20 protein-coding genes are annotated in these 20390 nt (G+C 63.8%); 11 read left to right on the plus strand and 9 right to left on the minus strand.

Features of this window, described 5'->3' with window-relative positions; translation table 11 throughout:
- Window positions 1-50 precede the first annotated feature (50 nt).
- Window positions 51-1793 carry an ABC transporter substrate-binding protein gene (locus MTR72_RS19405; RefSeq protein ID WP_280970914.1) on the plus strand — a complete coding sequence of 581 codons (1743 nt, stop codon included), beginning with the start codon at window positions 51-53 and terminating at the stop codon, window positions 1791-1793.
- Window positions 1794-1977: 184 nt separating this feature from the next.
- On the opposite strand, the gene MTR72_RS19410 is transcribed toward MTR72_RS19405, so the two are convergent.
- Complete coding sequence (locus MTR72_RS19410; protein ID WP_280969485.1) at window positions 1978-2676, minus strand: TetR/AcrR family transcriptional regulator; 699 nt, start codon at window positions 2674-2676, stop codon at window positions 1978-1980.
- 166 nt (window positions 2677-2842) lie between these two features.
- On the opposite strand from MTR72_RS19410, the gene MTR72_RS19415 reads away from it, so the two are divergent.
- Entirely contained in the window at window positions 2843-4045 is a 1203-nt protein-coding gene (locus tag MTR72_RS19415) for an ABC transporter substrate-binding protein (RefSeq protein ID WP_280969486.1), read from the plus strand.
- Between the two features lie 9 nt (window positions 4046-4054).
- Complete coding sequence (locus tag MTR72_RS19420) at window positions 4055-5098, plus strand: aromatic ring-hydroxylating dioxygenase subunit alpha (RefSeq protein WP_280969487.1); 1044 nt, start codon at window positions 4055-4057, stop codon at window positions 5096-5098.
- A gap of 178 nt (window positions 5099-5276) precedes the next feature.
- On the opposite strand, the gene MTR72_RS19425 is transcribed toward MTR72_RS19420, so the two are convergent.
- From MTR72_RS19425 to MTR72_RS19435, 3 genes are all read right to left on the minus strand, one after another.
- Window positions 5277-6380, minus strand: a complete 1104-nt coding sequence (locus MTR72_RS19425) for an alkene reductase (protein WP_280969488.1) — start codon at window positions 6378-6380, stop codon at window positions 5277-5279.
- Window positions 6381-6568: 188 nt separating this feature from the next.
- The gene (locus MTR72_RS19430; RefSeq protein ID WP_280969489.1) at window positions 6569-7072 is read right to left on the minus strand and encodes a DUF1993 domain-containing protein; all 504 of its coding nucleotides are present in this window, start codon (window positions 7070-7072) and stop codon (window positions 6569-6571) included.
- A 273-nt stretch (window positions 7073-7345) separates the two neighbouring features.
- On the minus strand, window positions 7346-8644 hold the full coding sequence (locus MTR72_RS19435) for a lytic murein transglycosylase (protein WP_341510841.1): 1299 nt from the start codon (window positions 8642-8644) through the stop codon (window positions 7346-7348).
- Window positions 8645-8949: 305 nt separating this feature from the next.
- Between MTR72_RS19435 and htpX the strand changes: the two genes are divergently transcribed.
- Both htpX and MTR72_RS19445 read left to right on the plus strand, forming a co-directional pair.
- Complete coding sequence (gene htpX / locus MTR72_RS19440; protein WP_280965523.1) at window positions 8950-9885, plus strand: zinc metalloprotease HtpX; 936 nt, start codon at window positions 8950-8952, stop codon at window positions 9883-9885.
- A 185-nt stretch (window positions 9886-10070) separates the two neighbouring features.
- Entirely contained in the window at window positions 10071-10766 is a 696-nt protein-coding gene (locus MTR72_RS19445; RefSeq protein WP_280965522.1) for a tetratricopeptide repeat protein, read from the plus strand.
- A 171-nt stretch (window positions 10767-10937) separates the two neighbouring features.
- Here the strand turns inward: MTR72_RS19445 and MTR72_RS19450 are convergent, their stop codons facing one another.
- Both MTR72_RS19450 and MTR72_RS19455 read right to left on the minus strand, forming a co-directional pair.
- Complete coding sequence (locus MTR72_RS19450; RefSeq protein ID WP_280965521.1) at window positions 10938-11300, minus strand: hypothetical protein; 363 nt, start codon at window positions 11298-11300, stop codon at window positions 10938-10940.
- A 192-nt stretch (window positions 11301-11492) separates the two neighbouring features.
- A complete protein-coding gene (locus tag MTR72_RS19455; RefSeq protein WP_280965520.1) occupies window positions 11493-12314 on the minus strand; it encodes a hypothetical protein in 822 nt (273 codons plus the stop codon).
- A gap of 228 nt (window positions 12315-12542) precedes the next feature.
- On the opposite strand from MTR72_RS19455, the gene MTR72_RS19460 reads away from it, so the two are divergent.
- On the plus strand, window positions 12543-12836 hold the full coding sequence (locus MTR72_RS19460) for an antibiotic biosynthesis monooxygenase (RefSeq protein ID WP_280965519.1): 294 nt from the start codon (window positions 12543-12545) through the stop codon (window positions 12834-12836).
- 176 nt (window positions 12837-13012) lie between these two features.
- Here MTR72_RS19460 and MTR72_RS19465 read toward each other — a convergent pair whose 3' ends face one another.
- The gene (locus MTR72_RS19465) at window positions 13013-14458 is read right to left on the minus strand and encodes a helix-turn-helix domain-containing protein (RefSeq protein ID WP_341510842.1); all 1446 of its coding nucleotides are present in this window, start codon (window positions 14456-14458) and stop codon (window positions 13013-13015) included.
- Between the two features lie 241 nt (window positions 14459-14699).
- On the opposite strand from MTR72_RS19465, the gene MTR72_RS19470 reads away from it, so the two are divergent.
- The 3 genes from MTR72_RS19470 to MTR72_RS19480 all read left to right on the plus strand — a co-directional run bounded on the left by MTR72_RS19470 (window position 14700) and on the right by MTR72_RS19480 (window position 17362).
- A complete protein-coding gene (locus tag MTR72_RS19470; RefSeq protein WP_280965517.1) occupies window positions 14700-16325 on the plus strand; it encodes an isocitrate lyase in 1626 nt (541 codons plus the stop codon).
- A gap of 72 nt (window positions 16326-16397) precedes the next feature.
- Window positions 16398-16610 carry a DUF4170 domain-containing protein gene (locus tag MTR72_RS19475; protein WP_280965516.1) on the plus strand — a complete coding sequence of 71 codons (213 nt, stop codon included), beginning with the start codon at window positions 16398-16400 and terminating at the stop codon, window positions 16608-16610.
- Between the two features lie 197 nt (window positions 16611-16807).
- Window positions 16808-17362, plus strand: a complete 555-nt coding sequence (locus MTR72_RS19480) for a hypothetical protein (protein ID WP_280965515.1) — start codon at window positions 16808-16810, stop codon at window positions 17360-17362.
- A gap of 129 nt (window positions 17363-17491) precedes the next feature.
- Here the strand turns inward: MTR72_RS19480 and MTR72_RS19485 are convergent, their stop codons facing one another.
- Window positions 17492-18376, minus strand: coding sequence for a metallophosphoesterase family protein (locus tag MTR72_RS19485; RefSeq protein WP_280965514.1), 885 nt, complete (start codon window positions 18374-18376; stop codon window positions 17492-17494).
- 105 nt (window positions 18377-18481) lie between these two features.
- Here MTR72_RS19485 and MTR72_RS19490 point away from each other — a divergent pair, with 105 nt between their 5' ends.
- Together MTR72_RS19490 and MTR72_RS19495 are read left to right on the plus strand one after the other, a co-directional pair.
- Window positions 18482-18973 (plus strand): NUDIX domain-containing protein, encoded by a 492-nt coding sequence (locus tag MTR72_RS19490; protein WP_280971053.1) that lies wholly within the window; start codon window positions 18482-18484, stop codon window positions 18971-18973.
- Window positions 18974-19119: 146 nt separating this feature from the next.
- Window positions 19120-19635, plus strand: coding sequence for a GNAT family N-acetyltransferase (locus MTR72_RS19495; protein ID WP_280965513.1), 516 nt, complete (start codon window positions 19120-19122; stop codon window positions 19633-19635).
- Window positions 19636-19683: 48 nt separating this feature from the next.
- On the opposite strand, the gene MTR72_RS19500 is transcribed toward MTR72_RS19495, so the two are convergent.
- Complete coding sequence (locus tag MTR72_RS19500) at window positions 19684-20301, minus strand: hypothetical protein (protein WP_280965512.1); 618 nt, start codon at window positions 20299-20301, stop codon at window positions 19684-19686.
- Window positions 20302-20390: the final 89 nt, after the last annotated feature.

The following is a 20390-nucleotide window of genomic DNA, read 5'->3' on the forward strand; positions in this document are numbered from 1 at the left end:
GACAGTTTAGGAGAAGGAAAGGTCCATTGACCAAGAACAATTTTCTGACCATGTCCAGCGCCGCCGCCCTCATCGCGGTGTCGTTCGCCGTCTCGGCGCCGGTTCGCGCCGCCGACGACGCCGTGATCCAGAAGTGGATCGCCGAATTCCAGCCCTCGACGCTGTCGAAGGACGACCAGAAGAAGGAGCTGGAATGGTTCGCCAAGGCGGCCGAGCCGTTCAAGGGCATGGAGATCAACGTCGTCTCCGAGACGATCACGACTCACGAATACGAGTCGCAGACGCTTGCCAAGGCTTTCTCCGAGCTCACCGGCATCAAGCTCAAGCACGACATCATCCAGGAAGGTGACGTCGTCGAGAAGCTTCAAACCCAGATGCAGTCCGGCAAGAACGTCTATGACGGCTGGATCAACGACTCCGATCTGATCGGCACGCACTTCCGCTACAACCAGACCATTGCGCTGTCCGACTACATGACCGGCGAGGGCAAGGACGTCACCGATCCGATGCTCGACGTCAACGACTTCATCGGCAAGTCGTTCGGCACGGCACCGGACGGCAAGCTCTATCAGCTTCCCGACCAGCAGTTCGCGAACCTCTATTGGTTCCGCTACGACTGGTTCACCAACCCCGAGTACAAGGCCAAGTTCAAGGCCAAGTATGGCTACGAGCTCGGCGTGCCCGTGAACTGGTCGGCCTATGAGGACATCGCCGAGTTCTTCACCAACGACATCAAGGAGATCAACGGCGTCAAGGTCTACGGCCATATGGACTATGGCAAGAAGGACCCCTCGCTCGGTTGGCGTTTCACCGACGCCTGGCTCTCGATGGCCGGCAACGGCGACAAGGGCATTCCGAACGGTCTGCCGGTCGACGAGTGGGGCATCCGCATGGAAGGCTGCCGCCCGGTCGGCTCGAGCGTCGAGCGTGGTGGCGACACCAACGGTCCCGCCGCGGTCTACTCGATCACGAAGTATCTGGAGTGGATGAAGAAGTATGCCCCGCCGCAGGCGCAAGGCATGACCTTCTCCGAGTCCGGTCCGGTGCCGGCGCAGGGCAACATCGCCCAGCAGATCTTCTGGTACACCGCCTTCACCGCCGACATGGTGAAGCCCGGCATTGCCGTGATGAACGCGGACGGTACGCCGAAGTGGCGTATGGCCCCGTCGCCGCACGGTTCGTACTGGAAGGAAGGCATGAAGCTCGGCTACCAGGACGCCGGCTCTCTCACGCTGTTGAAGTCGACCCCGGCTGATCGCCGCAAGGCGGCCTGGCTGTATCTGCAGTTCATCGTCTCCAAGACGGTGTCGCTGAAGAAGAGCCATGTCGGTCTCACCTTCATCCGTGAATCCGACATCTGGGACAAGTCGTTCACCGAGCGTGCGCCGAAGCTCGGCGGCCTGATCGAGTTCTACCGCTCGCCCGCGCGCGTGCAGTGGACCCCGACCGGCAACAACGTGCCTGACTATCCGAAGCTTGCGCAGCTCTGGTGGCAGAACATCGGCGATGCGTCGTCCGGTACGAAGACACCGCAGCAGGCGATGGATGCACTCGCGGCCGCCCAGGACTCCGTGATGGAGCGTCTGGAGAAGTCGGGCGTGCAGGGCGCCTGCGGTCCGAAGCTGCACAAGAAGGAGTCGGCCGAGTACTGGTTCGCCAAGGCCCAGAAGGACGGCACCATCGCGCCGCAGCGCAAGCTCGCCAACGAGAAGCCGAAGGGCGAAACGGTCGACTACGACACGTTGATCAAGTCGTGGCCGGCGACCCCGCCCAAGCGTGCGGAAGCGAAGTAAGCGTCGACAAATGCGAAAGGCCGGGAGCGATCCCGGCCTTTTTCCTTTTTGCGCGAGTGCACCCTGCAACCAGATCGTCATTGCGAGCGCAGCGAAGCAATCCAGACTGTCACCGCGGAAAGACGCCTGGATTGCTTCGCTGCGCTCGCAATGACGAGATTGGCGCATGCGCTCCGCGTGGCCCTCACTCCTTCCGCTTCACCAAATCCTCGATCATCGCCTGCACATGCGTAAGCCACGCCTTCCGCATCGCCTGATCCGCAAGGTCGATCTGCGTATAGCTCGACAGCGTGTAGAGGTTGGCGCGATAGAAATAGGTGAGCGAGAGGATCGACAGATAAAGGTGGAAGCGATCGCAGTCCGGCCTGAATTCGCGGCGCTCGATGCCGCTCTGGAGCACGCGCTCCAGCATGCTCAGTTGCGTATTGGCGAAGCTGCGGCGGATGTTGTTCCTGACGTGACGACCCTTGAACAGATTTTCCGAGGCGAGAATGCTCAATAGCTCCGGGTGAGCCCAGTAATAGTTCCAGTTGAAGGCAACCAGTGCGGCGAGCGCCTGGCGCGGCCTGGAAAAATCGAGATCGAGCGCCTCTTCCGACGCAACCAGATCGGCATAACAGTGCTCGATGACCTGGTGGAAGAGCTTCTCCTTGCTCTTGAAATAATAATAGAGCATCCGGTCATTGCTCTTGGCGGCCTTGCTGATGCGATCGACCCGCGCGCCGCCATAGCCTTCACGAGCGAACTCGACGACCGCTGCGCGCAGAATGGCCTCGCGGGTCTGGTCGGGCGCCCGTATCCGTCGGGCCGTTGGGGCCCGTTTCCGCTTGGCCCTTCGCGGGGCGGCGAGTGTGCGAACCGGCAGCTCTGTATCGTTGGCCATCGCGTATCCCTGGAATCACAACCCGCAGGATGGAGCTTGCCGCTTTTTTGGCAAGCCCGCCGGTTTTTCGTCATTGACAACCCGGTCCACCTGATATTCGCTATGTAGTAAGTACTATGTAGTAAGTACTACATATAATAGCTAATCCCAATGACGGGAGGCTCATATGCGCGTTCCGGCCGTGCTGACGTTCGTTGGAATTACCCTCGCTGTGGCCTGCCGCGCGGCGCAAGCGGCCGAGCCGCCGCCGATCAGGATTGGCGAGATCTCCAGCTATTCGGCCCTCCCGGTCGGCACCCACGGCTATCGCCAGGGCTGGGAACTCGCGCGTGACGAGATCAACGGGAAGGGCGGAGTGCTCGGCCGCAAGCTCGAGATCATCGCCCGCGACGACGCCGGCAAGCCGGACGTGGCCATCACCGCTGCTGGTCAGCTTGTCGACGGCGAGCAGGTTGATCTCCTGACCGGCACGATCCTCTCCCATATCGGCCTGGCCGTCGCCGACTTCGCCCGACAGAAGCGGATCTTCTTCCTCGCGTCCCAACCGCTGACTGATGCCCTCATCTGGGAGAAGGGCAATCGATATACTTTCAGGCTGCGGCCGAGCACGTACACCCAGGCTGCCATCCTGGCACAGGAGGCGGCGAAATTTCCCGCGCGGCGCTGGGCGACGATCGCGCCCAACTATGAGTTCGGCCAGGCCGCGGTGGCGAGCTTCAAGCGCGAGCTGAAGCGATTGAAACCCGACGTCGAATTCGTCTCCGAACAGTGGCCGCCGCTCGGTAAGATCGACGCGGGTGCGATCGTGCAGGCGATGATGGCGGAGAGTCCGGATGCCATCTTCAACGCGACATTCGGGGCCGACCTTGCCAAGCTCGTGCGCGAGGGTTCAACGCGGAATGCGTTTACGAACCGCGCCGTTGTCAGCATTCTCTCCGGCGAGCCAGAATACCTCGCGCCGCTCAAGGACGAGGCACCGCCCGGCTGGCTGGTTACCGGGTATCCCTGGAGCGAGATCAAGACGTCGGCCCATGACGCATTCCTGAAAGCCTATGTCGCGCGATACAAGGAGCCGCCGAATATCGGCGCACTGATCGGCTACACCAACACGCTGGTGCTGGCGAGAGCGATCGAGGCGGCTGGCTCGACCAGGACCGACGACCTGATCAAGTCGATGGAGAATCTGAGGGTCGACGCGCCGGTAGGCCCGATCGCCTTCCGTGCGATCGATCACCAGTCAACCATGGGCGTCTATATCGGCAAGCTCGCAGTGCGGGACGGCCAGGGGGTGATGACCGACTGGCGTTATGTCGATGGGGCGGACTACCAGCCCGCCGACGCCGAGGTGTTGGCCAAACTGAAGAACTAGAGGTGCCTCATGAACCTGCTTGCTCCGCGCAATACCTGGTATCCGCTCACCTGGTCACGCAACGTCACGCGCGCGCTCTCGCGCCACCGCATTCTCGGCATGGACCTCGTCGTTTACCGCTGCGAGGGAGGCGAGGTGATCGCACTCGACGATGCCTGCCCGCACCGGCTCGCGCCGCTGTCGATGGGCAAGCTCAGGGGTGATGCAATCGAATGCGGCTATCATGGCATGACGTTTGGCCCCGATGGGCGTTGCGTCCGGATTCCGGGTCAAGCGGTGATTCCGCCGAGCGCTCGGGTGCCGTCGTATCCGCTCCGGGAAAAAATGGGCCTGATCTGGATCTGGCCGGGCGATCCGGCCCTGGCCGATCCATCGCTGATCCACGACCTGCCGCAGTTCGGTGAGGCCGGCTGGCATGCCGCCGAGGGCGATGCGCTGCGGATCGAGACCAACTACCTCAACCTCGCCGATAACCTCTGCGATCCCGCGCATGTCAGCTTCGTGCACCTGTCGACGCTGGGCAATTCCGCGAGCGAAGAGATTCCGGTGGAGCACACCTTTGGTGATCGTGGCGTGTTGGTATGGCGCTGGATCCGGAATGCGCCGCCAATTCCGCTGTTTGCGAAGTACGGCAATTTCGGCGGCCATGTCGACCGCTGGCACTATTACGACTACGTCGCCCCCTGCATCGCGGTGATCGACTTCGGCAGCGCCGATGCCGGTGCGATCGTCGACCCGGCAGACCGCGGCAGTGGGCTGCGCATCTTCGCCTGCCACTTCATCACGCCGGTTGACCACAATGTCTGCATCGACCACTGGCTCCATGTCCGCAATTTCGCGCTTGGCGATGCCGATGTCGATCAGCGCCTGCACGCCGATTTTCGCGTCGCCTTCAATGAGGACAAGGAGATTCTGGAGCGCATCGAGGAGGTCGCTCAGGTTCGTCCCAACGCCAAAACCATCCGCCTCGCCATCGACGCAGCACCGCAGCGCATGCGCCGCATCGTGGAGCGTATGGTGGCGAGCGAAGCAGAGGCGCGGGCGTCGGCGTAAGCGAAAGGCCGGGAGCGATCCCGCCCTTTTTCTCTTCGCCTCTCCCGCTTGCGGGGAGACGAAGATCGCATCGCGATCCGGGTGAGGGGGACTCTCCTCGAGTCCAACTGCTTCCGACCTCGTTGAGACTCCCCCTCACCCCAACCCTCTCCCCGCAAGCGGGGAGAGAGAGAAGTAGCTACTGCGCTGCCTCGGCCGCTTCCAGCGTCGGATAGTCCGTGTATCCCTTGGCGCTGCCGCCGTAGAACGTGTTCTTGTCCCATTCATTGAGCGCAGCACCCTTCTTCAACCGCTCGACCAGGTCGGGGTTGGAGATGAACGGCTTGCCGAAGGCGATCAGGTCGGCATTGCCGGCATCCAGCACCTTGGTCGCGAGATCGAAATCGTAGCCGTTGTTGGCGATATAGGCGCCGGAAAAGCGCTTGCGCAGGCTCGCATAGTCGAACGGCGCGAAATCGCGCGGGCCGCCGGTGGCCCCTTCGACGACGTGGAGGTAGACCAGCTTGAGCGCGCTGAGGCCGTCAACGATGTGGTCGAACAGGGCTTGCGGATTGGAGTCGGAGATGTCGTTGGCCGGCGTAACCGGCGAGATGCGGATGCCGGTGCGCTCGGCGCCGGCCTCCGTGGCGACCGCCTTCGAGACCTCCAGCATCAGCCGTGCGCGGTTCTCGATGGAGCCGCCATAGGCGTCGGTGCGCTTGTTGGTGCCGTCCTTGGCGAACTGGTCGAGCAGATAGCCGTTGGCGCCGTGGATTTCGACGCCGTCGAAGCCGGCTTCCAGCGCATTGCGTGTCGCGCGCTTGAAGTCGTCGATGATCCCTGGGATTTCGGAGAGCTCGAGAGCGCGTGGCTCGGAGACGTCGGCGAAGGTGCCGTTGACGAAGGTCTTGCCCTTGGCACGGAGCGCGCTCGGCGCGACCGGAGCTGCGCCATTCGCCTGGAGCGCGGTGTGGGAGATGCGGCCGACATGCCAAATCTGGATGAAGATGCGTCCGCCGTGCTCGTGTACGCGGTCAGTGACCTTGCGCCAGCCGGCGACCTGGTCTTTCGAATAGATGCCGGGGGTGTCCTGGTAGCCCTGGCCCTGCTGCGAGATCTGGCTTGCTTCGGTGACCAGGAGGCCTGCGGAGGCGCGCTGGCCATAGTAGTCGGCGGCAAGCGGGCTCGGGACGAAGCTGCCGGGCGCAGCGCGATTGCGCGTCAGCGGCGCCATCACCAGCCGGTTGGGCAGCGTGATCGGGCCGAGCTTGTAGGTCTCAAACAATTTGGTCGGACGGCTCATCGGGGAATGTTTCCAGGCGGTGAAAGGTCAGGAACACTTGTGCATCGCGGCGATTGGCACAAGGGAGGAGCCATACGGAAAGTGCAGGCGAGCTGCGCGTTACAACCCGCGTAGCATAAATCATGCGCAATTTGGGCCGCGGCAGCCGTTTCGATCTCTCCGCCGCGGCCCGGTGATATGGCCGGATTTCAGTTCACGCCGAGGAAATCGCGCTTGCCGATCTCGACGCCGTTGTGGCGCAGGATGCCGTGCGCGGTCGTGGCGTGGAAATAGAAATTCGGCAGCGAGAACGAGCTGAGGAACTGCTGACCCTTCATGGTGATGGATTTGTCTGGGCCGGCCGGGAAGGTGACGTCCTTGGCGTCGGCGCCCTCGAACTGCTCGGGCTTGAACGACTTCACGTAGTCGATGGTCTTCGCCAGTCGCTGCTTCAATTCCGCAAATGTCGTCTCGGTATCCGGCGTCGACGGCACTTCGCTGTGCGTCAGCCGCGCGCAGCCCTTGGTCGCGAAATCGCTGACGAGCTGGATCTGCTTCGACAGCGGCAGCATGTCGGGAAACAGCCGCGATCCCAACAGCACGCTGGGCTCGATCTTTTTGGCCGCGCAATGCGCTTCCGCCTTGGTGAGCAGGCCGGTGAGGCTGTTCAGCATTTGCAAGTATGCGGGGACGACGGCGTCGTAGAAGGACATGTGATGCTCGCTTCAATGATGGGAGATCTCAGGCGAAACCTGAGCCCCTGACATGGGAGGATCACGGGAAAATGCAATTGCCGGAGTGGCCAGCGCGAGACAAAAATTCTACCGCGTCCGTCGACTAGCAACGATATCATTGGCGTCGCTCTCTCCACTCGTCATCGCCCGGCTTACCGGGCGATCCAGTACGCCGCGGCAGTCGTTATGAATCTCGACGCCTCTGGAATACTGGATGCCCCGCCTTCGCGGGGCATGACACTGAGTAGAGTCTTACCGCACAGTCGCCTGTGGCTGCGCCTGCGCGGTGCCGCCGCGCATGCGCGCGAGCAGCTCCGCGGTCGGCCAGGAATCGGCGGGCAGGCCGGATTTGATCTGCATCGCCTTCACGGCCGAGCGGCTCTGCTGGCCCAGCACGCCGTCGACCTTGCCGACATTATAGCCGGCGCGCACCAGGAGCTGTTGCAGCTCCTTCAGCTCGCTGAACGGCAGTTGCGTGACCGGTTGGGCCGGCCTGCGCATCGGGGCCGCGCCCGCAATACGCGAGGCGAGATAGCCCGCGGTGGTCGAGTAGATCAGCGAGTTGTTCCATTCGGTGTAGGCCGCGAAATTCGGATAAGCCATGAAGGCCGGTCCGTTGCGCCCCATCGGCAGCAGCACCGAGGCCGCGAGGTTATCGTTCGGGAGCGGCCGGCCGTCCGGATAGGTGACGCCGAGCTGCGCCCATTTCGAGCGCGGCTGCTGCACGCTGAGATCGGTCTGCTCCCACGGCAGGTTTTGCGGCACCTTGATCTCTTCCAGCCAGGGCTCGCCACGCCGCCATTTGAGGCCGTTGGCGATGTAGTTCGCGGTCGAGCCGATCACGTCGGGCCCGCTGCGCAGGAGATCGCGCCGTCCGTCGCCATCAAAATCGACGGCATAGTTGACGTAATGCGTTGGCAGGAACTGGGTCTGGCCGAGCTCGCCCGCCCAGGAGCCGATCATCTCGTCGGGATGAAGATCGCCGCGGTCGATGACCTTCAGCGCGGCGATGGTCTCGTTCACGAACATCTCCGAGCGCCGGCAGTCATAGGCGAGCGACACCAGCGATCTCAGCGTCGGCAGATTGCCCATGTTGGCACCGAAATCGCTCTCCAGTCCCCAGAACGCTGCGATCACCGCCGGCGGCACGCCATACTCTTTCTCGGCGCGCGCGAACGCCGCGGCGTATTGCTTGATGTGCTGCTGGCCGTTCTGCATGCGATAGGTCGCGGCCATGCGGCCGGCAAATTCGGTGAAGAGCTGGCCGAACACGCGCTGGCCGCGGTCCCGGTTGACGATGCCCTGGTCGTAGACGAGGTAGGGCGAGGCCTCGGCGATCGTCCGCTGCGACACGCCGGCGGCCACTGCTTGGCTCTTCACCTCAGCGAGGAAGCGATCGAAGCTCGCCCCATTGTGGCACGACGCCGCGCGCGGCGAGGGTGCGGCTACCCTTGGGGCCGCAGTCCTGCCGGGCGGCGGAAGCAGTTGGGCGGACGCGGTCGAGCATGCGAGGAGCGCGACGGCCGCGATCAGAAATCGGGTCTGGAGCATGAGGTTTCCGGCGGGGAGGGAACGCGGGGATTCTTGAAAACGCGGGGATTCTTGAAGAAGTGTAATGGAATGATCGTGCTCAAACCATCCCTTCGTCATTCCGGGCGCCCCGAAGGGTGAGCCCCAATCTCCGGGATTGCGGTGGCGAGCTGCGCATCGGCCTGGAATGACTGTGCAAAAATGCGGCCGCGGCTCCGGGACGCACCTCCAAACCTTGCAGTTGGCCCAACCGCGTCCCTACCTGACTAGGGCCGGCCCGGCGTGTTCCCGGAAGGCTCGCCCCGCGGCCGGCTCGGGAGACGGCCATGAACTATCTTCGCACCGCAATTCTTCTCGCAGGCCTCACCGCCCTGTTCATGGGCGTCGGCTATCTCATCGGTGGCGCCTCCGGCGCCATGATCGCGCTCGTCATCGCGGCGGCAACCAATCTCTTCACCTACTGGAACTCCGACCGCATGGTGCTCAGCATGTATGGTGCCCATGAGGTCGACCGCGCCAGCGCCCCCGACCTCGTCGGCCTGGTTGCCGAGCTCGCGGGCCGTGCCGGCCTGCCGATGCCGCGCGTGTTCGTGATGGACGAGCCGCAGCCCAACGCGTTTGCGACGGGGCGCAATCCCGAGAACGCCGCGGTTGCCGTCACCACCGGTCTGATGCACCAGCTCAGCCGCGAGGAGCTCGCCGGCGTGATCGCGCACGAGCTCGCGCACATCAAGCATCACGACACGCTGTTGATGACGATTACCGCGACCATCGCCGGCGCCATCTCGATGCTGGCGCAGTTCGGCATGTTCTTCGGCGGCCATCGCGACAACAACAGCGGTCCCGGCATCGTCGGCTCGATCGTGATGATGATCCTGGCGCCGCTCGGCGCCATGTTGGTGCAGATGGCGATCAGCCGTACCCGCGAATACGCCGCCGACAATCTCGGCGGGCGTATCGTCGGCCAGCCGATGTGGCTCGCATCCGCACTGGTCAAGATCGAGAACGCCGCGCATCAGGTCCCGAACGTCGAGGCCGAGCGCAACCCGGCGACCGCGCACATGTTCATCATCAACCCGCTGTCGGGCCACGGTATGGACAATCTCTTCACCACCCATCCTTCGACGCAGAACCGCATCGCGGCGCTCCAGCAGCTTGCCGCCGAGCTCGGCGCGCATGGGGCGCCGTCCGTCGGCGCCAACGAAAACTATCCGCCGCGCGGCCCCTGGGGCCGCTCGTCCTCGCGCGGGCCTTGGGGCTGAACTTCGGCAGGAGCTTGGGCAGGAGCTTGGGATTGAGGCAAATCCGCGGCCGGTACGTCCGGAAATCGCATCCGGCTTTGTGAGCTGGCGCACATAGGATCTCTCCGGCGGGTGCTAACACCCCCGTCGTGAGAGTTTCTTCAAAAGGGGATGCGCGGCCGGCGTGTTGCCGGTGGCGGTCAACGATGACCAGAGCAGCGGTGCCAGTGTTGATTGTCCTGGGCATCCTTGTCGGCCTGTCCACGCACATGGTCGTCAATTGCGGTGACGAGGATGATCCGGACATCTGCTCGGCCGTGATCGGCTTCAGCCCGTTCCGCGGGTCGCTCATCGCCTTCGCCTATGAGGGGCGGGGGCGGATTTCGCTGCGTCATGCTGACTGGCGACGGGCGATCGCCGATTTCGACGAGGCCATCCGCCTCAACCCCAACCGCGCCTCGCTCTATCGCGACCGCGGCCTTGCCCATCGGCACGACGGTGCGCTGGGGCTCGCGATTGCCGACTTCGACGAAGCGATCGCGCTCGACCCGAAACATGCCGCAGCCTATCGCGAACGCGGCCTCGCGCTCGCTGCCGATGGCGATCTCGACCGCGCCATCCTGAGCTACACCACCGCCATGCGTCTTGCGCCATCCGACCCGGAGGTCCGGCTCGACCGTGGTCTCGCCTATCTCGCGCGCGGACAGGTCGACGATGCCCGTGCCGATTTCAAGGCCGCGCTGACGCTGCCGGCCGGCAAGGACGATCGCGCCCGCCAGATCGCACGCGCGCGCCTCGCCGAACTGTCGAGTGCCGAGCCCACGCGCCGCGGCGTTGAGAAGGATTCTAGAGCAGCGCTTGATGCTGCACCCTCTCCCCTTGTGGGTGGCTCGCGGCGATAGCGGCGAGACGGGTGAGGGGGCCTCCGCGCGCGAGCCTCCTGCGTCGAGTTCGTGGATACGACCCCTCATCCGGCGCCATAGCCGAAGCTTCGCTTCGGCGTTGTTAAGAACGGCGGCGAAGGCCGCCTTTGTCACCTTCGCCCACAATGGAAGAAGGAAGGGGGCTTTATCCTACTTGGCCTTCTTCGCTTTCGCCCTGGCCTTCTTCGCCGGCTTCTCCTTGACCGGCTTCTCGTTCGGCGCCGCCTTCTTCTCGGCCTTCTCCGCGACGGGCGTGCTGGCCACGAGCCGCATCGAGCGCGCGTAGCTGTCGGCGACGTTGTCGGCGGACATCTGCAGGCGCCTTGCAGCGGCGGTCGCCTGCTCCATGGTGGCCTTAGCCATCATCTTGAAGCGGTCCCGGGTGTCCTTGCCCTTGGCCTTGGCCGCGAGGCCATTGAAGCGATCCCGTCGCTCCTTGGCGCGGGTCATTAGGCCCGTATGTAGCTGTCTGGCCAGTTGCCGGATCACGACATCCAGGTCGGCGTCCGCCATGTTCTTCTATCCTCTTTGAAACAGTCACCAAATCGATGCGCGCGGGACTATGCAGATCGGGCCCCGCCTTGGCAATTCCCGGCTCTGCGTCATCCGCATGTTCCGGTTTACAAAACAAAAAAGCCGCGCTTCTCGCGCGGCTCTTGACGTGATTTCTTGGCGTAGTTTTGCGCTAGCGCGCTATTTTCCGCCTCACTTCAGCGAGGCAACCGGTCCGCTGGAAGCGGCCTGCGGGTCGGGATCGAAGCCGAAGACGCCGACCAGGTACTTGTAGTAGTCCGGCATCTTCTCCTTGAGCGTCTCGCGGGTTTTCGGCTCGTGGATCTCATCCTTGCCCGCAAGGAAGATGCTGGCGGTGACCGCGAAGAACTCCATCTGGTTCTTCAGGGCATAGGTGTCCTTGGGCAGCAGGTCCTTGGACTTGGCGTAGGCATAGTAGCCGAGCACGCCCTTGTTGGCGTAGCCGTCCGGCAACAACCGCGCATGATAGGCGTGGAGCAGCTCGTGCAGCATCACGGGCGCCTTCTCATAGGCCATCATGTTCGGCCGCAGCATGATCACGCCGATCCCGGAATCGACTGCGAGATCGACCGCGTTCGGGTTGGTCCATTGCTGCTTGTCGTGGTCCCACACCGTCAGCGTCCGGGGAGCGGTGCGCCGGATGTCCGGCGTGACCCGGCCGTAGCATGCGGCGGCGGCGCCTTCGTCGAGGCAGGCCATCTCGCTCGCGACGATCGGCACCGAATGGAAGAAGCGCAGCACGCGCGGGCTGAGGCCGGCGCTCTCCACCACGTCGAGCTGGCGCTTCAGATTGTCCGCGAGCGCGTCGACATCCTTGCGGTCGGAGTTCTCCGTCAGGTCGAACGCGTAGCCGCGATAGCTCTGGAAGCCGGGCGGCAGCGCCTGCGCCGCTTCCCCGGATGCATTGGATGTCTGCTGCGCCGGCTCCGCGTTCAGCGGACCTGCGGACAGCGCGCCGATGACGGTCGCCACAAGCAGCAATGCAACGCGCATGATGAACCCCCTGATGTCACTTCGCGCGGCAGAATAGGCCGTCGTTGTTTGCGAAAAGTGAGTGAGGCGAGACTAAGGCACCGATGTTGAGGCGTGCTTAATGGTTGGTTGCAGACCGCGGGGTGCGGGTTAGTCCGGGGTTAACCAAGCGTGGATCGGCCCCGCACTTCGGCGTAACATCCCGGCCAGGGCACCATGCCCGACATCAGCAGCCGGAAGGAGGATCCCATGTATGCCGCCATCCGTCAGGCCAAGGCGAAAAGCGGGAGTGCGGAAGAGCTGGCACGCCGCATCAAGGACGGCGCCGTTCCGATCATCAGCGACGTCGACGGTTTTCGTGCCTATTACGTCGTCTATGCCGGCGACGACACCGTCACCGCGATCTCGATCTTCGACAAGTTCGAGCAGGCGGAGGAGGCCAACCGGCGCGCGATCGCCTGGATCGAGAAGGAGCTCGGCTCGCTGCTCGCCGGGCACGCGAGCGCGGCCGCGGGGCCGGTGATCGTGCATACGCTGGCGTAGGAATTGGACAGATCGCTCACGCCGCATTCTCACCTGTCATCGCCCGGCTTGACCGGGCGATGAAGTACTCCGAGACGGCTGTGATAGAACCGACAGGCTGCTGTGTGTACTGGATGCCCCGCCTTCGCGGGGCATGACGGCGGTGTATGTGGTACGCAACAACCGCAACACGCCCCTCACAACTCCCGCGCGTTCGAGAACGCGAACGAGCTCACCCGCCGCGTCGTCTCGTCCAGGATCAGCGTGCGCGTGATCGGCGGCTCGGCGCGCTGGGCGCAGTTCTCGCGTTCGCAGAGACGGCAGTTGACGCCGATCGGCGTGCCCTCGACCTTCTCCAGATCCATGCCGGCGGCATAGACGAGCCGCGCGGCGTGACGCATCTCACATCCGAGGCCGATGGCAAAGCGCGGCTGCGGCAGCGGATGCGGCGCCACCGGCCGCCGGACCATCTGCGCGATCGAGAAATAGCGCGTGCCGTCGGGCAGCTCGATCACCTGTTTCAGCAGCCGATCGGGTGTGTCGAAGGTCGAATGCACGTTCCATAAGGGGCAGGTGCCGCCGAACTTCGAGAACGGGAAGGTGCCGGAGGAGAAGCGCTTCGACACGTTGCCGGCATTGTCGACGCGGAGCAGGAAGAACGGAATGCCGCGCGCGTTCGGCCGCTGCAAGGTGGTGAGGCGATGGCAGACCTGCTCGAAGCCGGCATTGAAGCGCTGCGCCAGCACGTGGATGTCGTAGTTCAACGCCTCGGCCGCCGCCAGGAACGCCGGGTAGGGCATCATCACGCTGGCTGCGAAATAATTGGCGAGCGTGATGCGGAACAGGCGCCGCGGCGCGTCGTCGAGCGGGCCGGCGCGACCGATGATGGCCTCGAGTTGCTGCGCGCATTCGCCGAGCCCGAGCTGGAAGGCAAGCTGGAACGCACGGCCGGGCGGATCGACCAGCTCCGAGATCAGGAGCTGGCGGCGATGGCGGTCGAAGCGCCGCAAGGTCTCGCGCATCACGTCGACCGGCATGATCCGAGTCTGGATCGAATGCTTTTCGCGCAACCGCGTGGCGAGCGCGGCATAGAGCCCCTCCGCCGGCACGTTCAGTTCGTCGCGCAGGCTTTCCGCGGCCTGCTCGAGCTCCGGGAAATAGTTGCGGTTGGCTTCGATCAATTCCCGCACGCGCTCGACCGGATTGGCTTCAAAGCGCGTGCCGACATCGCGGTCCGCCATCTGCGCTGCGGCCAGGGTCTCGCCCTGGCGCGCTTCGGCGTAGGCGGCGTAGAGCCGCTGCAGCGCGTGGGTCACGCCGGGGCAGAGCTCGGCGAGGTCGCGCAGCTCCTGCTTGGGCACGTCGATCTGACGGAACAGGGGATCGGAGAAGATTTCGTTCAGCTCGGCGAAGAAACGGTCCTCATCGGCGGTGGCGAGATCGCGCAAGTCGAGGTCGTAGGTCTCGGCAAGCCGCAGCAGGATCTGCGCGGTTACCGGGCGCTGATTGCGCTCGATCAGGTTGATGTAGCTCGGCGAGATTCCGAGCCCCTCGGCGATCTGGGTCTGCGACAGCCCCAATTGCTGCCGGATCCGCCGGAAGCGCGGGCCGACGAACAATTTCTTCCCGGAATCGACGGCCATTTTCGAGTTCTCCAGAGCGCTAAGGACAGCCTAGCTGACCCATATCTTTACAGATTTTACAAAATAACATCTATTACAAGTTCTTATGTTACAAGACATCACCATTCAAATACAAGTACTCTGTACGAACTTCGGTTTCTCGCGTTTAGCTCTCGTCACGCATTTCGCAGTGCAGTGTCAAGAATGTTGAGAAATAGCGACACCACGCTGCAGGTCTGTCGCTACCGAAAGGATTACGAACATGAACTTCCAACCGCGCGGAATCACCCAGGGCCCGGCTTCGTATCGGAGCGAGATCGAGGCGGCTCAGGCGCTCCTCGACATCCAGCCGACCTGGAACGGGGTGACGGCCGAGGCCGTCGCGCGCATGCGCCTGCAGAACCGCTTCAAGACCGGCCTCGACGTCGCCCGCTACACCGCGGCGCTGATGCGCGCCGACATGGCCGCCTATGACGGCGACCCCACCAAGTACACGCAGTCGCTCGGTTGCTGGCATGGCTTCATCGCCCAGCAGAAGCTGATCTCGGTGAAGAAGCACTTCGGCACGACCGATCGCCGCTATCTGTACCTCTCTGGTTGGATGATCGCCGCGCTGCGCTCCGAGTTCGGGCCGCTGCCGGATCAGTCGATGCACGAGAAGACCTCGGTGCCGGCCCTGATCGAGGAGCTCTACACCTTCCTGCGTCAGGCGGACTCCCGCGAGCTCAACGACATCTTCCGCGCGCTCGATGCCGCCCGCAAGGAAGGCGACAAGGCGAAGGAAAAGGCGCTGATCGAGAAGATCGACAATTTCCAGACGCACGTCGTGCCCGTGATCGCCGACATCGACGCCGGCTTCGGCAACGCAGAGGCGACCTACCTGCTCGCCAAGAAGATGATCGAGGCGGGTGCCTGCGCGCTGCAGATCGAAAACCAGGTCTCCGACGAGAAGCAGTGCGGGCACCAGGACGGCAAGGTGACCGTGCCGCACGAGGTCTTCCTGGCGAAGATCCGCGCCTGCCGCCACGCGTTCCTCGAGCTCGGCGTCGAAGACGGCATCATCGTGACCCGCACCGACTCGCTCGGCGCCGGCCTCACGCAGCAGATCGCCGTGAGCCACAAGCCCGGCGACATCGGCGATCAGTACAACAGCTTCCTGGATTGCGAGGAAGTGACGGCCGCGACCGCCCGGAACGGCGACGTCATCATCAACCAGAACGGCAAGATGATGCGTCCGAAGCGACTGCCCTCCAACCTCTACCAGTTCCGCCCCGGCACCGGTGAGGACCGCTGCGTGCTCGACTGCATCACTTCGCTGCAGAACGGCGCCGACCTGTTGTGGATCGAGACCGAGAAGCCGCATATCGAGCAGATCGCCAAGATGGTCGATCGCATCCGCAAGGTGATCCCGAACGCGAAGCTGGCCTACAACAACTCGCCGTCCTTCAACTGGACGCTCAACTTCCGTTGGCAGGTCTATGATGCGATGAAGGAAGCCGGCAAGGATGTCAGCAAGTACAACCGTGCTGAGCTGATGAAGGCGGAATATGACGACACGCCGCTGGCGAAGGAAGCCGACGAGCGGATCCGGACCTTCCAGGCCGACTCCGCCAAGCGTGCCGGCATCTTCCACCATCTGATCACGTTGCCGACCTATCACACGGCAGCCCTCTCGACCGATAATCTGGCGAGGGAGTACTTCGGCGAGCAGGGCATGCTCGGCTATGTGAAGAACGTCCAGCGCGCCGAGATCCGTCAGGGCATCGCCTGCGTGAAGCATCAGAACATGGCGGGCTCCGACATCGGTGACGACCACAAGGAGTACTTCGCCGGCGAGGCTGCCCTGAAGGCGGGCGGCGTCCACAACACGATGAACCAGTTCGGCTAACAGCTTGAATTGATCAGTCCGGGGTCCGGCCGGATTTCGGACTGATCACGCGAGGGCAACAGGAGACTGACAATGACCAAAGGCAGCAATTTCTGGGTGATCGGCGGTGAGTTCGGCTCGATGAACTTCCATAAGCTCGTGGAAGGCTCGGCCCAGGTCAAAGGCCCGTTCAAGACCCGCAAGGAAGCCGAGGACTGCTGGCGCGAGGTATCGGAAGAGAGCCGCCACATGGCCGGCGTCCGCTTCTCGATCGTCGAAGAGCCGAACCGCGCCCCGGCAGCTTAACGGCGTTGCTGCCAGCTCGAATTCAAGAAGACGTCCAAGGACGGACGGTCCCATCCAGGCCCTGCCTGGGTGGGATCGTCTGTTTTTGGCACATGTGAACCGGCTGTGGGCACCGTAAGTATCTGGAATTGTAGGCCCTTTGCGGACGTTGTGGTTGCTGATAGGTTAACGGCCGTATTCGAGTAGCGAGGCCGAGAATGTCTGAGCCGGAGACGAGCGGGACCCATGCCAGCCAGCCGCGCCCGGTACGGCTGCGCGATGCGCTGCTGCGGGCGCGGATCGAGGCTGCCGACCGGACCGGCGTCGTGGTCGATTTGCGCGACGCCGAGGTCGCGCGGCTGGAGATTCTCAACGACGCGCTCGACCCGTTGTTTGCGCAGGTGCCCGAGCAGATCGACCTGTTCGACCGCGGCATCAGCCAGGGCGATGCGCCAAGGCTCTGGATCGATGTCGTCGCGCACATCGTGATGGGGCGCGACAAGCGGATGTACCGCTTCGTCCAGGACAGCCGCTTTGGCCGCATCGTTCTCGCCGAATCGCACGATACCGCCGTGATCGTCGACGCCGTCACCGAGTATGTCGCCCGCCGCATGATCGAGCGCGAGCATGCGATGGTCGTATTGCCCGAGCCGAAGCCGGTCGCGCCGGAGCCGCCGCGCCGCTCGCGCATCTGGCCGTTCGTGTTCGGCTTCATCCTCGGCGCCGCCGCCCTGTTTGGCGTCGCCGTGGTTGCGGCGCTGCAGAGCTGGTGAAAGTCTCGTCATTGCGAGCGCAGCGAAGCAATCCAGCAATGTTTCCGCGGAGGGATTCTGGATTACTTCGCGGAGCCTGTCATCGGGCCGCGCTTTGCGCGGACCCGGTGGCTCGCAACGACGGCGAAACTAAATCAGCCGCGTGTGCTTGATCTGCCGGACCTTCAATCCATGATCGAGGCTGCGCACCGTCTGCTCGCAGCGCCAGCCGGCATTGTCCCTCTCGATGGCGAACAGGTTGTACGCCGCCGCGGGATAGCGCCCATGGGCGAGCGCGGAGGCCGAAGGTACGCCGATCGCGGGGACGTTGCCGTTCGGCCCGTCGAACCACATCGTCGAGTGCACATGGTCGTGGCCGTGCAGGATCAGCTCGACGCCGTGCCGCCTGACGAGGGCGAGGAGGTCGGCCGAATCGGTCAGCCTCTTGTGACGCGAGCGCGAGCGCAGTGGATGATGCACGAGGAGGACGCGGAAGACGTCCTCACTCGCAAGCTGTGCGAGAACCTCCTCGAGGGCTGCGAGCTGGTCGCGGCCGAGCGTGCCTGTCGCCATCAGCGGCAGGGTCGGCACGGCCGTGGACAGGCTGATCAGCACAACCGGTCCGCGGCGCCGGATGGCGGGGAAGGCCGCGGCCGCCGGCGCATCGCCTGCGATGTAGTGCAGGAACGTCTCGCCGAAGCGGTGGCGCGTGGCGCTGACATAGGCGTCGTGATTGCCCGGGATGGCGGTGACGCAATCCGGCGGGCCGACGCCTTCGAGCCAGGCCAGAGCCGGTCCAAATTCCGCTTCCAGCGCCAGGTTGACGAGATCGCCGGTTACGGCGATGTGGTCCGGCGCCTGGGCATGGATGTCGGCAACCAGCGCGTCGAGCACCTCGCGGCGCTGGTATTTGTGCCGGTTGCGCGTCCAGTTGACGTAGCCGAGCGCCCGCTTGCCCGCGAGTTCGATCGCCCTGGGCCTCGGTAGCGGCGGCAGATGCGGGTCGGAGAGATGGGCGAGCGTGAACGGTGCCATGGAGCGCGATTGCCTCGCTATTGCTCCGCTGTAATGGCAAGCTCGGGCGGTGGAGGCAAGGATAGCTTGAAGGACGGCTTGAAGGGGGGCCACGCAAGCGGCGTGATGGGGGGACGACTGGACCAGATAAGACGAAGATGCGAGCCGCTGCTGCGGCGATTCTTCCACGCCTATTTCCTGCTCGTCCGCGGCATGACCCTCGGTGTCCGCGCCGTAGTGCTGGACGCCGACAACAGGGTGTTCCTGGTCAAGCATAGCTATGTCAGCGGCTGGTACCTCCCCGGCGGCGGCGTCGACTACGGCGAGACCATGGAGGAGGCGATGCGGCGCGAGCTCAAGGAGGAGGGAGATATCGACCTCACGGGCGAAGCGGTGCTGCACGGCATCTTCCTCAACAGCCACGTCTCGCGGCGTGATCATGTCGCGGTCTACGTCGTCAGGCATTTCCGGCAGGACCGTCTGCCCGAGCCCAACCGCGAGATCATCGAATGCGGCTTTTTCGCAAGCACGGCGCTGCCGGACGACACCACGCCCGGCACGCGGCTGCGCATCGCCGAGGTGCTCGACGGCAAGCCGGCGATTGCGACGTGGCGGTGAGAGGGCCTCGGGACGCCTTAAAGGAACTGAAGCGGAGCCTGGCTGCCATGGACCTGCGCATCGCCAGATGCTACTCCGCCTCCTGATATTGACGCGTTTTCTGAACGCGAACCAGGGTCCACTTCGCTCGAAAACGCCGTGCTGACATGAACGATCTCTCGCTCACTATCCTTCCCGAATCCGCCGGCGACGCCCAGGCGATCGAGCGGCTGCACGAACGCACGTTCGGTCCCGGTCGCTTCGTCCTCAGCGCCTACCGGATCCGCGAGCACGTCGATCACCTGCTCGAGCTCTCCTTCACTGCGCGCATCGGCACGCTTCTGGTCGGCTCTGTCAGGCAATTGCCGGTGCTGATCGGCGAGACGCCCGCGCTGCTGCTCGGGCCGCTCACCGTCGAGCCGCCGTTCCGCGACCGCGGCATCGGACGGCTCTTGATGGAGCGCGCGCTGAAGGACGCCAAGGAGAAGGGGCACCGGCTGGTGCTGCTGGTCGGTGACGAGCCCTATTACAGCCGCGTCGGCTTCAAGCCGGTGCCGAAGGGCCGCGTCACCATGCCAGGCCCGGTCGACGCAAACCGCATCCTGGTGTTCGAGCTCGTCGACGGCGCCTTCGAAGGCGTGTCGGGGGCCGTGGGCCCCGACTGGAGCAAGGCGCGGGTTTAGGGCGCGCGCTCGAGCAATCGGCGATCTCTGGATGAACGACCGGCTCCGTCAGCGAGAGAAGACGCGCGTGCCACGAGGCCATGTCTGTTGGTTTCCGAGCGGACTGGCTCCAATTTCCCAGCCCGCGCCGCCCCATAGGGCGTCAACCACGCCAAGCTCACCCATGGCATCACGGACAAAAAATATGTTGGGGGAAGAGCTGATATCCAGCGCGCCGCTTTCTCCATTGGCCTGCAGCCTCAACAGGCACCAGACATCCGCGAGTTTGGTCTCATCGCGCGAATTTAAGTCTCCGGAGATCTCCGTGGCACTTGAGGGAGCCTTCAACGCGTACGATTGCAAAGATGTATCGCCAGCGGTTTCAGCCTTGACCGCGAACCGGCGCACAAAGGTCGCGCCAAGCCAAGAAATTTTGACCTCGGCCGCTGGCGTCATGTCTTCGCGAAAATGCTCGCGAGCAACGAAGGCCCCGGTCTGGGGTATCGCTGAGGTTGACGGAGGATCGAACGGTTCGCCAGGCTTTCGCGTGAGCGAGCATTCGATCCTGCTACCAGGAATAACCGACGCCGATCCGCCGTTAGCAGGCTTGTTCTCGTCCGGCCTTGCGTTGCCCGCCCATATTGCCAGCACTGCGACGAGAGACGGTTTGAGCCATTTGCGGCGCATTGTTGTCGGCCTTGAATTGCTACTTCAAGGAGAAGGTAAACCGTCGATTTCAGATGTAAATCAAAGAGTAGGTTCCTAGTTAAGGTCTA

It is taken from the genome of Bradyrhizobium sp. ISRA442 (genome assembly GCF_038085055.1).
In the GTDB taxonomy this organism is placed as follows: Bacteria; Pseudomonadota; Alphaproteobacteria; order Rhizobiales; family Xanthobacteraceae; genus Bradyrhizobium.

Excerpts from the sequence above, each read along its gene's own strand:
- MTR72_RS19455 (WP_280965520.1), bottom strand. The coding sequence starts at position 12,314 with ATGCGCGTTGCATTGCTGCTTGTGGCGACCGTCATCGGCGCGCTGTCC.
- MTR72_RS19450 (WP_280965521.1), bottom strand. The coding sequence starts at position 11,300 with ATGGCGGACGCCGACCTGGATGTCGTGATCCGGCAACTGGCCAGACAG.
- MTR72_RS19405 (WP_280970914.1), top strand. The coding sequence starts at position 51 with ATGTCCAGCGCCGCCGCCCTCATCGCGGTGTCGTTCGCCGTCTCGGCG.
- MTR72_RS19490 (WP_280971053.1), top strand. The coding sequence starts at position 18,482 with ATGGGGGGACGACTGGACCAGATAAGACGAAGATGCGAGCCGCTGCTG.
- MTR72_RS19470 (WP_280965517.1), top strand. The coding sequence starts at position 14,700 with ATGAACTTCCAACCGCGCGGAATCACCCAGGGCCCGGCTTCGTATCGG.
- MTR72_RS19460 (WP_280965519.1), top strand. The coding sequence starts at position 12,543 with ATGTATGCCGCCATCCGTCAGGCCAAGGCGAAAAGCGGGAGTGCGGAA.
- MTR72_RS19475 (WP_280965516.1), top strand. The coding sequence starts at position 16,398 with ATGACCAAAGGCAGCAATTTCTGGGTGATCGGCGGTGAGTTCGGCTCG.
- MTR72_RS19420 (WP_280969487.1), top strand. The coding sequence starts at position 4,055 with ATGAACCTGCTTGCTCCGCGCAATACCTGGTATCCGCTCACCTGGTCA.
- MTR72_RS19500 (WP_280965512.1), bottom strand. The coding sequence starts at position 20,301 with ATGCGCCGCAAATGGCTCAAACCGTCTCTCGTCGCAGTGCTGGCAATA.
- MTR72_RS19465 (WP_341510842.1), bottom strand. The coding sequence starts at position 14,458 with ATGGCCGTCGATTCCGGGAAGAAATTGTTCGTCGGCCCGCGCTTCCGG.
- MTR72_RS19430 (WP_280969489.1), bottom strand. The coding sequence starts at position 7,072 with ATGTCCTTCTACGACGCCGTCGTCCCCGCATACTTGCAAATGCTGAAC.
- MTR72_RS19445 (WP_280965522.1), top strand. The coding sequence starts at position 10,071 with ATGACCAGAGCAGCGGTGCCAGTGTTGATTGTCCTGGGCATCCTTGTC.
- MTR72_RS19415 (WP_280969486.1), top strand. The coding sequence starts at position 2,843 with ATGCGCGTTCCGGCCGTGCTGACGTTCGTTGGAATTACCCTCGCTGTG.
- htpX (WP_280965523.1), top strand. The coding sequence starts at position 8,950 with ATGAACTATCTTCGCACCGCAATTCTTCTCGCAGGCCTCACCGCCCTG.
- MTR72_RS19495 (WP_280965513.1), top strand. The coding sequence starts at position 19,120 with ATGAACGATCTCTCGCTCACTATCCTTCCCGAATCCGCCGGCGACGCC.
- MTR72_RS19410 (WP_280969485.1), bottom strand. The coding sequence starts at position 2,676 with ATGGCCAACGATACAGAGCTGCCGGTTCGCACACTCGCCGCCCCGCGA.
- MTR72_RS19480 (WP_280965515.1), top strand. The coding sequence starts at position 16,808 with ATGTCTGAGCCGGAGACGAGCGGGACCCATGCCAGCCAGCCGCGCCCG.
- MTR72_RS19435 (WP_341510841.1), bottom strand. The coding sequence starts at position 8,644 with ATGCTCCAGACCCGATTTCTGATCGCGGCCGTCGCGCTCCTCGCATGC.
- MTR72_RS19425 (WP_280969488.1), bottom strand. The coding sequence starts at position 6,380 with ATGAGCCGTCCGACCAAATTGTTTGAGACCTACAAGCTCGGCCCGATC.
- MTR72_RS19485 (WP_280965514.1), bottom strand. The coding sequence starts at position 18,376 with ATGGCACCGTTCACGCTCGCCCATCTCTCCGACCCGCATCTGCCGCCG.